Here is a 13,656-nt window from a genome sequence, read left to right on the forward strand (position 1 = left end):
GAGGCGCTCTTGACAGGACCGAAACAGAAGGGACCCCGACCGGAAACCGCCCGGCGGCACGCTCTTCTGGTATGACACAGGGTGCGCGCGTGACGACACGACCCGGGGTCCCGCCCCGGGAGGCGGCCACGCACTGCCCGTACTGCGCCCTCCAGTGCGGCATGGTGCTGCGCGAGAACGGCCGGCGGGTCGAGGTGCTTCCCCGGCAGTTCCCCACCAACCGGGGCGGCCTCTGCCAGAAGGGCTGGACCGCCGCCGAGCTGCTCGACCACCCGGACCGGCTCACCACCCCGCTGGTGCGGGACCGCCGCGGCGGCGAACTGCGCCCGGCGAGCTGGGACGAGGCCCTCGACCGGGTGGCCACCGGGATCCGTGCCGTCCAGGACCGGTACGGGCGGGACGCGGTCGCGGTCTTCGGCGGCGGCGGGCTGACCAACGAGAAGGCGTACGCGCTCGGCAAGTTCGCCCGGGTGGCGCTGCGTACCCGGCACATCGACTACAACGGCCGCTGGTGCATGTCCTCGGCCGCGGCGGCCGGGCTGCGCGCCTTCGGCGTCGACCGCGGGCTGCCGTTCCCCCTCGCCGACCTCGGCCGGGCGGAGACCCTGCTGCTGGTGGGCGCGAACCCGGCCGAGACCATGCCGCCGCTGCTGCGCCACCTCGCCGACCAGCGCGCCCGGGGCGGCCGGCTGATCGTGGTCGACCCCCGGCTCACCGCCACCGCCCGCCAGGCCGACCTGCACCTGCAACCACTCCCCGGCACCGACCTGGCGGTGGCCAACGCGCTGCTGCACGTCGCGCTCTCCGAGGGCTGGGTCGACCGGGCGTACGTGGCCGAGCGGACCAGCGGCTTCGACGAGGTCCGGCGGACCGTGGCGGGATACTGGCCGGCCGAGGTGGAACGCCTCTCCGGGGTGCCGGTGGCCGACCTGGAGGCGACCGCCCGGGCGCTGGCCACCGTGGACCGCGCGATCATCCTCACCGCCCGGGGCGCGGAACAGCACGCCAAGGGCGTGGACACCGTCACCGCGTTCGTCAACCTGGCGCTCGCCCTGGGCCTGCCCGGCCGCCCCGGCTCCGGGTACGGGTGCCTCACGGGACAGGGCAACGGCCAGGGCGGCCGGGAGCACGGGCAGAAGGCCGACCAGCTCCCCGGATACCGGCGGATCGACGACCCGGCGGCCCGCGAGCACGTGGCGCGGGTCTGGGGCGTACCCGCCGAAGACCTGCCCGGGCCGGGCGTGCCCGCGTACGCCCTGCTGGACTCCCTCGGCACCGCGACCGGCCCCGGGCGCTGCTGGTCTTCGGCTCCAACCCGGTGGTGTCCGCGCCCCGGGCGGCCCGGGTCGAGTCCCGGCTGCGCGACCTGGACCTGCTGGTGGTGGCCGACTTCCTGCGCTCCGAGACGGCCGAGCTGGCCGACGTGGTGCTGCCCGTCGCGCAGTGGGCCGAGGAGGACGGCACGATGACCAACCTGGAGGGTCGGGTGCTGCGCCGGCGGGCGCTGCGGGAGCCGCCCCCGGGGTCCGTACCGACCTGGCCGTGCTCGCCGCCCTCGCCGCCCGCCTGGAAGAAGGGCCGCCGGGGGCAGCGCCGGCGGCGGGGCTTCCCGGCCGACCCGCGTACGGTGTTCGAGGAGCTCCGCCGGGCCTCCGCCGGCGGGCCGGCGGACTACGCCGGGGTGACCTGGGAACGGGTCGAACGGGACGAGGGCGTCTTCTGGCCCTGCCCGGATCCGGACGGGCCCGACACGCCCCGGCTCTTCGCCGGCTCCTTCCCCACCCCGGACGGGCGCGCCCGGTTCCACGCGGTGACGCACCGACCCGCCGCGGAGGAGGTGTCCGCCGAGTACCCACTGCACTTCACCACCGGCCGGGTGCTCGCCCAGTACCAGTCCGGCGCGCAGACCCGCCGGGTCGACGCGCTGCGCCGGGCCGCCCCCAACGGCTTCGTCGAGCTGCACCCGGACCTGGCCGGCCGGCTCGGCGTGGCCGAGGGCGACGAGGTGCGGGTGGTCTCCCGCCGGGGCGAGCTGCGGGCGCCGGCCCGGGTCAGCCCGGCGATCCGGCCGGACACCGTCTTCGCACCGTTCCACTGGCCCGGCGCGGCCCGGGCCAACTCGGTCACCAACGACGCCGTCGATCCGGTCTCCGGGATGCCGGAATTCAAGATCTGCGCGGTCCGGGTGGAGAGAGCATGAGCGAGCGAGTCGTCGTGATCGGGTACGGGATGGCGGGCGCGCGGCTCGCCGCCGAGCTGCACGCGCGGGACGGCGACCGGAAGGTCACCGTGCTCGGGGCGGAGCTACACCGGGCCTACAACCGGATCATGCTCTCCACGCTGCTCGCGGGAAAGATCGACGAGCCGGACGTGGAACTGACCCACGTCGCCGGGCAGGGCGTGGAGGTCCGGACCGGAGTGGCGGTCACCGCGATCGACCGGGCCGCCCGGGAGGTACGCACCGCCGACGGCGACCGGCACTGCTACGACCACCTGGTCCTCGCCACCGGCAGCCGGGCCGTGGTGCCGCCATTGCCCGGGCTCGACCCGCTGCCCGACCGGGTGATCCCGTTCCGCACGCTGGACGACTGCCGGCGGATCCTCGCCGTCGCCCGGGACGCCCGCCGCGTCCTGGTGCTCGGCGGCGGGCTGCTCGGCCTGGAGGCGGCCCGCGGGCTCGCCGCCCGGGGGCTGGACGTGACGGTGGTGCACCCGACCGGCTGGCTGATGGAGCGGCAGCTCGACCCGGCCGCCGGGACGATGCTCGCCGGCACCCTCGCCGGGCTCGGCGTACGGACCGCGCTGGCCGTCCCGGCGACCGGGGTGGCCGCCGACTCCGACGGCGTACGCCTCGACCTCGCCGACGGCCGCGCGCTCCGCGCCGACCTGCTCGTCCTCTCCTGCGGCGTACGCCCCGACACCAGCCTGGCCGCCGCGGCCGGGCTCGCCGTGGACCGGGGTGTGGTGGTGGACGACCGGATGCGGACCAGCGACCCGCACGTCTCGGCGATCGGCGACTGCGCCCAGCACGCCGGCGCGCTGACCGGGCTCGTCGCCCCCGCCTGGGCGCAGGCCCGGGTGGTGGCCCAGGTGCTGGCCGGGGACGACCCGGACGCCCGGTACCGGCCCCGGCCCGTGGTGACCCGGCTCAAGGCGGCCGGCATCGACCTGGCCGCGATGGGCGACGCCGCCGAGGCCGGGCGGGACGGCGGCGGGCTCCACGGTGGAGCGGTCGAGGAGCTGACCTTCGCGGACCCGGCCCGCGGCACGTACGCCCGGCTGCGGATCCGCGACGACCGGTTGACCGGGGCGATCCTGCTCGGCGACAACCCGGCCGTCGGCACCGTGGTGCAGCTCTTCGACCGGGGCGGCCCGGTGCCGGCGGACCGCCGGTCGCTGCTGCTCGGGCGGGCGCTCGGCGCCGCCCCGGCCACCCCGGCCGCGTCCCCGGCGCTGATGCCGGACGCGGCCACGGTGTGCCAGTGCAACGACGTCAGCAAGGGCGCGCTGGTGGCGTGCTGGCGCTCCGGGGCCAGGACCGTCGAGGAACTGTCGGCGGGGACCCGGGCCGGGACCGGCTGCGGCGGCTGCCGCGACGCCGTGGCCGGCATCGCCGAGTGGCTCGCCGGGGCGGAACCGGCGACGGCTGGAACGAGGAACGGTATGGAGGTGACGCGATGAGCGAGCGACGCGAAGGAAACAGCGGCGGCAGGGTGGTGGTCGTCGGCAACGGCATGGTCGGGCAGCGCTTCGTCGAGGCGTTGCGGGCCCGGGACCACGAGCGGCGTTGGCGGGTGACGGTGCTCGCCGAGGAGCGGCGCCCGGCGTACGACCGGGTGCGGCTCTCGGCCTTCTTCGACGGGGCCAGTGCCGAGGAGCTGAACCTGCACACCCCCGACGACGGGGTGGAGCTGCGCCTGGGCGAGCCGGCCACCGGGATCGACCGGGCCCGGCGGGTGGTGACCACGGCCGCCGGCGAGCACCCGTACGACGCCCTGGTGCTGGCCACGGGGTCGTACGCGTTCGTGCCGCCCGTCGACGGCACCGACCTGCCGGGGGTCTTCGTCTACCGGACCCTGGACGATCTGGAGGCCATCCGGGAGCACGCCCGGGGCCGGCGGACCGGGGCGGTGATCGGCGGCGGCCTGCTCGGCCTGGAGGCGGCGAACGCGCTGCGCCTGCTCGACCTGTCCACCAGCGTGGTGGAGTTCGCGCCCCGGCTGATGCCGGTGCAGGTGGACGAGGCTGGCGGGGCGATGCTCCGCCGCTACGTCGAGGAGTTGGGCGTCACCTCGTACCTCGGGGTGGCCACCACCGCCCTGCGCCCCGGCCCGGACGGCGCGGTCGCCGCTCTGGAGCTCTCCGACGGCCGTACGCTCGACGCGGAGCTGGTCGTGGTGGCCGCCGGCATCCGGCCCCGGGACGAGCTGGCCAGGGCCGCCGGGCTGCCGCTCGGGCCGCGCGGCGGCGTGCTGGTCGACGACGCCTGCCGGACGGCGGACGAGCGGATCTGGGCGGTCGGCGAGTGCGCCGCGGTGGACGGCACCTGCCACGGCCTGGTCGCCCCCGGCTACGCGACCGCCGAGGTGGTCGCCGACCGGCTGCTCGGCGGGGCGGCGACCTTCCCCGGCGCGGACACCGCCACCAAGCTGAAGCTGCTCGGCGTGGACGTGGCCTCGTTCGGCGACGCGCACGGCGTCACCCCGGGCTGCCTCGACGTCACCTTCACCGACCCGGCCACCCGCGCGTACGCGAAGCTGGTCCTCTCCGACGACGCGCAGACGCTGCTCGGCGGCGTGCTGGTCGGCGACGCGAGCGCGTACCCGACGCTGCGGGCGTGCGTCGGCGGGCCGCTGCCCGGTCCCCCGCTGGCGCTGCTGGCGCCGGCCGGCGGCGCGACCGCGGGGGTCGGCGCGCTGCCGGCCGCGGCGCAGGTGTGCTCGTGCAACGCCGTGACCCGCGAGCAGATCGACGCGGCCATCGCGGACGGCGCGGCCGACGTGCCGGCGCTGAAGGCGTGCACCCGGGCCGGTACGAGCTGCGGCTCCTGCGTCCCGATGCTGAAGCAGCTGCTGGACGCGGCCGGGGTGCGGCAGTCCACCGCGCTCTGCGAGCACTTCGCCGCCAGCCGGCAGGAGCTGTTCGACATCGTCCGGGTCCGCGGCATCCGCACCTTCTCCCAGCTCATCGCCGAGCACGGGCGGGGGCGCGGCTGCGACATCTGCAAGCCGGTGGTGGCCTCGATCCTCGCCTCGCTCGGCACCGGGCACGTGCTCGACGGCGAGCAGGCGTCCCTGCAGGACACCAACGACCACTTCCTGGCCAACCTGCAACGCGACGGCAGCTACTCGGTGGTACCCCGGATCCCGGGCGGAGAGATCAGCCCGGAGAAACTCATCGTGATCGGCGAGGTGGCCCGGGACTTCCGGCTCTACACGAAGATCACCGGCGGGCAGCGAATCGACCTGTTCGGCGCCCGGGTCGAGCAGCTCCCGCAGATCTGGCGCCGGCTGGTCGACGCCGGCTTCGAGTCCGGCCACGCGTACGGCAAGGCGCTGCGCACGGTGAAGTCCTGCGTCGGCGAGACCTGGTGCCGGTACGGGGTGCAGGACTCGGTCGGGCTGGCCATCGCCCTCGAACTGCGCTACCGGGGGTTGCGGGCCCCGCACAAGCTCAAGTCGGCGGTCTCCGGCTGCGCCCGCGAGTGCGCCGAGGCACGCGGCAAGGACTTCGGCATCATCGCCACCGAGACCGGCTGGAACCTCTACGTCGGCGGCAACGGTGGCTTCCGCCCCCGGCACGCCGACCTGTTCGCCACCGACCTGTCCACCGAGGAGCTGGTCCGGCTCATCGACCGGTTCCTGATGTACTACATCCGCACCGCCGACCGGTTGCAGCGCACCGCCGCCTGGATCGAGGCGATGGACGGCGGCCTCGACCACCTGCGCTCGGTGATCGTGGACGACTCGCTCGGGCTCTGCGCCGAACTCGACGCGGCGATGGCCCGGCACGTCGCGTCGTACTCCGACGAGTGGCGGGACGTCCTGGAGGACCCGGACCGGCTGCGCCGCTTCACCTCCTTCGTCAACGCCCCCGACGTGCCCGACTCGTCCATCACGTTCGCCGTCGAACGCGGCCAGCCGGTGCCCGTACGCGGGGCGCCACCGGCGGCCGCCGCCGACCGCCGGCGCCAGCCGGTCACCCTGGGACTTCCGGAGGTACGCCGATGACCGCGCCGACCATGTTGGACTGGGCAGTGGTCTGCCCGCTCGACCTGCTGGACCCGGACCGGGGCGCGGCCGCGCTGGTCGACGGCGTGCAGGTCGCCCTCTTCCGAACGGGCGGCGAACTGTACGCGGTCGACAACCTGGACCCGGTCGGCGGCGCGTACGTGATGTCCCGGGGGATCGTGGGCAGCCGTGGCGGCGTTCCCACGCTCGCCTCCCCGCTGCACAAGCAGGTCTACGACCTGCGGACCGGGCGGTGCCTGGACCTCCCGGACGTGGCGCTGCGGCGGCACGAGGTGCGCTGCCGGAACGGGCTGGTCGAGGTGCGGCTACGACAGGAGGGGTGATGCGGGAGGAACTGGCCGGCTTCACCATCGGCGTCACCGCCGACCGGCGACGCGACGAGTTGGCCACGCTGCTGCAGCGGCGCGGCGCCCGGGTGGTGCTCGCGCCGGCCCTGCGGATCGCGCCGCTGGCCGACGACACCGAACTGCGCGACGCCACCCGGGCGTGCCTCGACCGTCCGCCGGACGTCCTGATGGCGAACACCGGCATCGGGATGCGCGGCTGGCTGGAGGCCGCCGAGGGGTGGGCCCTGGGCGAGCCCCTGCGCGACGTGCTCTCCCGGTCGTACGTGGTCGCCCGGGGTCCGAAGGCGACCGGAGCGATCCGGGCGGCCGGGCTGCGCGAGCACTGGTCCCCGGCCTCGGAGAGCTGCGACGAGGTCGTGGACCACCTGCTCCGGCGTGGGGTGGCGGGCCAGGTCGTCGCGCTCCAACTGCACGGCGAGCGGCAGCCGGAGTGCACCGAGGCACTGGAGGCGGCCGGCGCCACGGTGATCGAGATTCCCGTCTACCGGTGGGCCCCGCCGGCCGACCCCGCCCCGCTGCACCGGCTGATCGACCTCGTCGCCGGGCGGCTGGTGGACGCGGTCACGTTCACCTCCGCCGCCGCCGCCGAGGCGTTGCTGCGCGCCGCCGGGGACCGGACCGAGACGGTGCTGGACGCGCTGCGCGGCGACGTGCTGGCCGGCTGCGTCGGCCCGGTGACCGCCGAACCCCTGATCCGCCGCGGCGTGCCGGTCAGCGCGCCGAGCCGGGCGCGGCTCGGCGCGCTGGTCCGGACCATCGTGGACGAGCTGCCCCAGCGCGCCGTCACCATTCGGGCCGCCGGACACCAGCTGACCCTGCGCGGGCACGCGGCCATAGTCGACGGCGAGTTGCGGCCGCTCGCCCCCGCCCCCATGGCGGTGCTGCGGGCGCTGGCCGTGTCCCCCGGTCGGGTGCTGTCCCGTACCGTACTGCTGCGCGCGCTGCCGCGCGGCGCCGACGAACACGCGGTGGAGATGGCGGTGGCCCGGCTGCGGGCCGGGCTGCGCGCGCCCCGGGCGGTGCAGACGGTCGTCAAGCGCGGCTACCGCCTCCGCGTCGAGTGAGCGCGACCATCGCCTCCGGGATCTGGCCGGACGCGGCCACCGCCGCCGGGTCGGCGGTCGGCGCGGCTCAGACCCGGGCGGGGTAGCCGCGGCCGTGCTCGGCCTGCAGCCGCATCATCGCGTGTTCCACGACCGTGACCAGGACCTGCTTCACCGCCTCGCGGTGCCGGGCGTCGGTCATGATCAGCGGCACCTGCGGTGAGATGGCCAGGGCCTCGCGCACCTCGTCCAGCTCGTACTGCGGAGCGTTGTCGAACCGGTTGAGCGCCACGACGTACGGCAGCCCGCGGTTCTCGAAGTAGTCCAGGGGCGCGAAGGCGTCGGTGATCCGGCGGGTGTCGACCAGCACCGCGGCGCCCACCGCACCCTTGATGATCTCGTCCCACATGAACCAGAACCGGGTCTGGCCAGGCGTTCCGAAGAGATACAGGATCAGGTCCTCGGCCATGGTGATACGGCCGAAGTCCATGGCGACGGTGGTGGTCTGCTTCCCCGGCACCTTCGACGGGTCGTCGATGCCGACGCCGGCCGCGGTCATCACCGCCTCGGTGGTCAGCGGAGTGATCTCCGAGACCGCGCCGACCAGGGTCGTCTTGCCCACGCCGAAGCCGCCCGCAATCACGATCTTCGCGGAGGTGATCCCGCGGTTGCGGCGCGCCCCGGCCGGGTCATAGCCTGCGAAGTCCACTTAGAGGTCGCGCAGATAGGTCAAGATCATGGGCGCCGGGTGGGACGGTTGTCCCAGCGGTAGAGGGTCCATGCCTGCCGGATCAGGCTACGTAGAGTGATGATCGCGTCGGCGAGGTCGAAGAACGCGTCGATGACGCGTTCTCGGCGTTCGTAGCAGCGTTGCAGGCGGTTGAAGGCGTTGTGCCAGGCGTTCGTCCGCTCGACATGCCACCTGCGGCCCGCCTGGATGGGTGCTTTGTCGCCCTTATGGGCTATTTCGGCGTGCAGGTTACGGCCGGCCAGAAGCTCGCGGGTGACCGCCGAGTCGTAGCCGGCGTCCAGGTGTACTGTCACCTTCTCCGGCAGCGGACCGAACACATCCAGCTTGTCCAGAGTAGACGCCAGTAGTGGTGAATCATGACGGTTCGCGCCGGCCAGAACCCGGTCGAGAGGGATCCCCCGGGCCTCGACCATGCTGGAGCGTTTCATCCCCTGCTTGCCCCGGTCGACCGGAGACCGGCCGGCGACCTCACCGCCACCGGGAGCCTTGGTGATACACCCGTCCACCGAGATATCGTCCAGAATCAGTCCGACAATCCGGTCATAGGTGTCCAATACGATGGCCTTCAATTGTTCGAACACGCCCAGCGTGATCCACTCGTCACGCCGGTTCCGGATCGTCGTCGCCGAACAACCACTGTCCGCGATCGACTCGTACGCACACCCGAACCGCAGCACCTGCAACAACTTCTCGAATATCAGCCGATCCGCCACCCGCGGCCGGTGACACCCCAGCGGATGCGACGGATCAACCCGCGGCCGCTCGGGCAACAGCGCGGCGAACTGGTCCCACAGCGGGGTCATCAGCCATGATGGAACAACGGGCACGGACACTCCTGGCGATCACGAGGCGTAAGCACCTTCATGATCATGGATGTCCGTGCCCGCCTCGTATCTGGGGCAGCGCGTCTGACCTATTTGCGCGGGCTCTTAGCACCCTTCCAAGGATTTCCATCCGCTCCTCGTACCCGTCGGGGGAAGCGGCAGTGTGTAGCGTCAGCAGGTTCTCGGCCACCATGTCGGCGACCAGCACCCGGGCGACACCGAGCGGCATCCGGGCGTACGCGGCGATCTCCGCCAGCGACTGGGGCCGGCCCTCGCAGATCGTGGCGATACGGTGCTTGTCGTGGCCCGCGAACCGGGATTCGGCGACCGCGGTCGGGCTGGCGGTCAGCACCGCCTCCAGCGCGATGTCCTGCCGCGGCTCGGTACGGCCGCGGGTGACCGCATACGGACGTACCAGCGCACCCCGCGGGTCCTCTCGCCGTTGGTCCATCCGCGATCACCTCCTCCCGGTCGGCGCCGTCCCTCGGCGCCGTCGATTTTCGTCCCTGCGGCCGCGCTACGCGCGGACCGCGTCGCGGGGCAGCGGCACCAGCGCGGCGCCCACCCGCTCGACCAGCAGCGCCATCTCGTAGCCGACCTGGCCGACGTCGCAGCTGCGCGCGGCGAGCACGGCCATCGACGAGCCGTCGCTGATCGACATGAGGAACAGATACCCGCTGTCCATCTCGATGACTGTCTGGAGCACCCCACCGGCGCTGAACATCCGGGCCGCGCCCTCCGTGAGGCTCACCACGCCCGACGTGATCGCGGCGAGCTGGTCGGCCCGGTCCTGGGGCAGGTCCCGCGACGAGGCGAGCAGCAGCCCGTCCGCGGACACCGCCACCACGTGGGCGATACCCGCCACGCTGTCGGCGAAGTTGGTGAGCAGCCAACCCATGTCCTGCATGGCCGCTGGCCTGTTCATCGGTTCGTCTCCTTGGTCGAGGTGCTGTTGAGGTCCGCGCCGGCGGACCGTCCCCGCTGCACGCCGCGGTGGTAGGCCGACAGCAGGCCGCGTACTTCGTCCGGGCTGCGCCGGGTGCGCCCGCGACTGCTCTTGGCCTCGATCCCGCCGGGGACGAGCTGCGCCTGCGGCACCCGCTTCGGCAGGCCGGAGCGGGTGGTCCCGCCGGCGTCCGGCTCGGCCGCCCGGCTGGCGCGGGACCAGCCCTCGTCGGCCGCGGTCCGCCAGGCGTCCGGGTCGATCGCCGGGGCCGGCTCCGCGGGCGGGGCGTACGCGGGCGGCGGCGTCGGCGCGGCGGTCGTGGGAGCCGCGGCCGGCGGGGCGGTGGGCATGGGAGCCGCGGCCGGCGGGGCGGTGGGCATGGGAGCCGCGGCCGGCGGGGCGGTGGGCATGGGAGCCGCGGCCGGCGGGGCGGCGGCCGTGGGAGCCGCGGCCGGCGGGGCGGCGGCCATGGGAGCCGCGGCCGGCGGGGCGGTGGCCATGGGAGCCGCGGCCGGCGGGGCGGTGGCCATGGAGGTGGCGCCCGGGACACGGGTGGCCAGCGTGGGCCGGGGCGCCTCCGGGGCGACCCGAGGCGCGGCCGGTGCCGGCTCGTCGTCGAAGCTGGGCCGCTGGAAGATCGCCGTGGCGTCGTTGCCGTGCGACCGGAACCAGACCGCCTCCATCTCGCGGAAGATCGGCGCCTCGGCCGGCCGGGCCGGCGGGGCCGGCGGGGCCACCGGCACCGCCGGGGCGCTCGGCACCGCCCCGGCGACCGGGCCGGCCGGCAGCACCGGCGCGGGGGCCGGGCCAGCCGGCAGCACCGGCGCGGGGGCCGGGGGCGCGATCGGCTTGATCGGATCGCCGCCCGGCACCCGCTTCGGCAGCGGGTCGATCGTCGGGTACGCCGTGGTCGGCCCCCCCGCCGACAGGCCGCCGCCGGCGAACGTCGACTGGGCCGGGGGCGGGGTGGGCGTCGGTGGCGCGACGGGCGGGAGGGCCGGCGACGCCGGGGCCAGGCCGCCGAGCTGCACCGGCGACGCGTTGTCGCGGGCGTCCGCCTGGGTCTGCCAGCGGGCCGGCGTCGGGGCGGACGTCCGCCACTGGTCGGTCAGCGTGGCCGCCGACGTACGGCCGGCGCCGGCGTGCGGCTCGCCGAGCCCCATCGGGCTCAGCGGCGACTGTTCGATGGGGGCCGGGTGCCGCGGCGGCGCGGTCAGGGCCTGCTCCCGTCCGCGCAGCGACGGCAGCACCACGGCCGAGTTGGGCAGCGTCACCTGCGCGACGGTGCCGCCCTCCACGTTGCGCCGCAGCTCCACCCGGATGCCGTGCCGGGACGCGAGGCGGCTCACCACGGCGAGACCCATCAGCCGGAACGCGGCCACGTCCACGGTCGACGGGGCGGACAGCCGGCGGTTCAGCGAGTCGAGCTGCTCGTCGGTCAGGCCGAGGCCCCGGTCCTCGACCTGGATCAGCACGTAGTCCCGGATCCGCCGGCCGTCGGCGACGACGACCGTGTTCGGCGGGGAGAAGCGGGTGGCGTTGTCGAGCAGCTCGGCGACCAGCCGGACGACGTCGTTGACCGCGTGCGCGGCGACGGAGATGTCGGTGTCGACGGTGCCGAACTCGATGCGGTTGTACTGCTCGACCTCGGACTGGGACGCTCGCAGCACGTCGATGACCAGCGCGTCCTCCCGGCGTGGCACGCCGGAGTCGGCGCCGGCGAGGACCAGCAGGTTCTCGTCGTTGCGACGCATCCGGGTGGCCAGGTGGTCCAGCTCGAAGAGCTTGGCCAGCCGCTTCGGGTCCTCCTCGTCGCGCTCGATCGCGTCCAGCTCGCCGATCATCCGGTCGACCAGGGTCTGACTGCGCCGGGCCAGGTTGAGGAACATCGCCGAGACGCTGGTCCGCAGGGCGGCCTGCTCGGCCGCGATCCGGACCGCCTCGCGGTGGACGACGTTGAAGGCCGAGGCGACCTGGCCCACCTCGTCCCGGTTGGTGAGTTGGATCGGGTCCCGGACCTCCCGGACGATCTCCTCCACGCCGCCGTCGCCGACGCTGCCGACGTTCTGCAGCCGCTGCACGGCCTCCGGCAGGTCGCGGTCCGCCACCTGCAGGGCGCCCTCGCGCAGGCGGCGCAGCGAGTGGTTGAGCGAGCGGGCCAGCACCACGGCCAGCGTGACGGCGATGACCAGGGTGAGCAGCACCAGCAGCGACTCGATGATGGCCTGCCGGATGACGGCGGAGCGGGCGTCCTCGGTCTCGGCGAGCAGTTTGTCCTGGAGGCGGATCTCCGCCCACCGCATCAGGTCGTTGACCGCGCCCATCGCCGACGAGGCGTCGGCGGCGGTGACCAGCGGGTCCTGGCCGACGGACCGGGTCACGTCGGCGGCCACCCGGTCCGCGAGCACCACCGCGTCGCCGGAGACCGTGCCGTCGACCAGGGCCCGCTGGGCCGGGTCGGCCACCAGCGAGAACGAGACCAGGGCCTCCTGCTGGCTGGTCAGGGTGGCGACGAACGAGGAGAACTGCTCCTCGTCGATGCGGCCGGCCGAGAGCGCGGTGAAGGCGACCGACTCCTCCTCGGCGACCGCCGCCTTCGCGTGCGCGAACGCGGCCACCGCCCGGCGCTTGTCCGCCAGACCCTCCTGGCCGGGTAGCTGGGCCAGGGTGTCGCCGTAGGAGACCAGGTCGGTCAGGATGACGCCGTAGCGCAGCGCCGCCTCGGCGACCGGCATCTGCTGCCGGTCCAGCACCTCCTGCCGGGTGCTGTTCAGGGTCCGCAGGTGGTCGTCGATGGCCTCCAGCCGGTTACGCACCGCGGCCGGGACCTCGCCGATCTGGGCGCGCTCGGCGTTGTACGTCTCGATCCGGGCGTCCGTGCTGCGCACCCGCAGGTTGAACGCGTCGGGCTTCTCCCCCGGCCGGGCCAGGTAGTTGGCGGCCGCCATCCGCTCCTTGTGCAGTTCCTGCGTGAGCGCGGAGACGTCGGCCGACAGCGTGGTGAGCGCGCGGAGTTGGGTCGCCTCGACGGCGCCCTGGCCGGTCGAGATCAGCCGGATGGTGGCCAGCGCGATGACCGCGGCGACCGGGACGACCAGGATCAGCGCCAGCTTGGAACGGATGCGGGCGTCCCGGAGACGGGGCAGCCGGCGGCCCCGGCTCCGCCGTTCGGACTCGCCGCTCCTGGGCACGGTGGTGGGTCCGGTGCTCACGACATCGCCTCCGTCGTTCTTTCCACGCCTGAACCGCCGACCCGTGCCCGGCGCTCCGGAAGGCACCGCGCGCGGCACGGCCGCGATTTCACCAGAGAGGATCGTGTTTGGGAAGTCGCAGTGAGGCGGGAAACGGTCGGGCGCCACTCATCCCGTGATCCGGTCACCTTTTACCTTCATTTCCCCAAGCCCCTGAGCAGGGCATGTAACTCCAGAGTGGTCGCTTGATAATGCAGAGTAAGCGTTTGTAAACGTCGGGCAACCCCAACATGTGGGACGCTC

General features: G+C 74.4%; 9 protein-coding genes and 1 pseudogene. 5 read left to right on the top strand and 5 right to left on the bottom strand.

From position 1 onward, the window contains the following. The first annotated feature begins 161 nt into the window (after positions 1–161). From JD77_RS07520 to JD77_RS07540, 5 genes and pseudogenes are all read left to right on the top strand, one after another. Positions 162–2,200 (top strand): annotated as a pseudogene (locus tag JD77_RS07520) (molybdopterin oxidoreductase family protein). Next, positions 2,197–3,681, top strand: a complete 1,485-nt coding sequence (locus JD77_RS07525) for an FAD-dependent oxidoreductase (protein WP_145773645.1) — start codon at positions 2,197–2,199, stop codon at positions 3,679–3,681. The pseudogene JD77_RS07520 and the gene JD77_RS07525 overlap by 4 nt, the downstream one beginning before the upstream one ends. Next, entirely contained in the window at positions 3,678–6,230 is a 2,553-nt protein-coding gene (gene nirB, locus JD77_RS07530) for a nitrite reductase large subunit NirB (RefSeq protein ID WP_145773646.1), read from the top strand. Before JD77_RS07525 ends, nirB begins: the two co-directional genes overlap by 4 nt. Then, positions 6,227–6,574, top strand: a complete 348-nt coding sequence (gene nirD, locus JD77_RS07535; protein WP_145773647.1) for a nitrite reductase small subunit NirD — start codon at positions 6,227–6,229, stop codon at positions 6,572–6,574. Before nirB ends, nirD begins: the two co-directional genes overlap by 4 nt. Next, on the top strand, positions 6,574–7,662 hold the full coding sequence (locus tag JD77_RS07540; protein ID WP_145773648.1) for a uroporphyrinogen-III synthase: 1,089 nt from the start codon (positions 6,574–6,576) through the stop codon (positions 7,660–7,662). The genes nirD and JD77_RS07540 overlap by 1 nt, the downstream gene beginning before the upstream one ends. Positions 7,663–7,729: 67 nt before the next feature. Here JD77_RS07540 and JD77_RS07545 read toward each other — a convergent pair whose 3' ends face one another. The 5 genes from JD77_RS07545 to JD77_RS07565 form a co-directional block, all read right to left on the bottom strand. Continuing rightward, complete coding sequence (locus JD77_RS07545; RefSeq protein WP_145773649.1) at positions 7,730–8,350, bottom strand: GTP-binding protein; 621 nt, start codon at positions 8,348–8,350, stop codon at positions 7,730–7,732. A 26-nt stretch (positions 8,351–8,376) separates the two neighbouring features. Further along, the gene (locus JD77_RS07550; protein ID WP_145773437.1) at positions 8,377–9,219 is read right to left on the bottom strand and encodes an IS5 family transposase; all 843 of its coding nucleotides are present in this window, start codon (positions 9,217–9,219) and stop codon (positions 8,377–8,379) included. 40 nt (positions 9,220–9,259) lie between these two features. Continuing rightward, positions 9,260–9,667: a DUF742 domain-containing protein gene (locus JD77_RS07555; RefSeq protein ID WP_246140563.1), complete on the bottom strand. Its 408-nt coding sequence runs from the start codon at positions 9,665–9,667 to the stop codon at positions 9,260–9,262. A gap of 66 nt (positions 9,668–9,733) precedes the next feature. Further along, positions 9,734–10,141 carry a roadblock/LC7 domain-containing protein gene (locus JD77_RS07560; protein WP_145773650.1) on the bottom strand — a complete coding sequence of 136 codons (408 nt, stop codon included), beginning with the start codon at positions 10,139–10,141 and terminating at the stop codon, positions 9,734–9,736. Then, positions 10,138–13,374: a sensor histidine kinase gene (locus JD77_RS07565; RefSeq protein WP_145773651.1), complete on the bottom strand. Its 3,237-nt coding sequence runs from the start codon at positions 13,372–13,374 to the stop codon at positions 10,138–10,140. Before JD77_RS07565 ends, JD77_RS07560 begins: the two co-directional genes overlap by 4 nt. Between the last annotated feature and the right edge of the window lie 282 nt (positions 13,375–13,656).

Origin of the sequence: Micromonospora olivasterospora (genome assembly GCF_007830265.1) — a bacterium.
GTDB classification, from domain to species: Bacteria; Actinomycetota; Actinomycetes; order Mycobacteriales; family Micromonosporaceae; genus Micromonospora; species Micromonospora olivasterospora.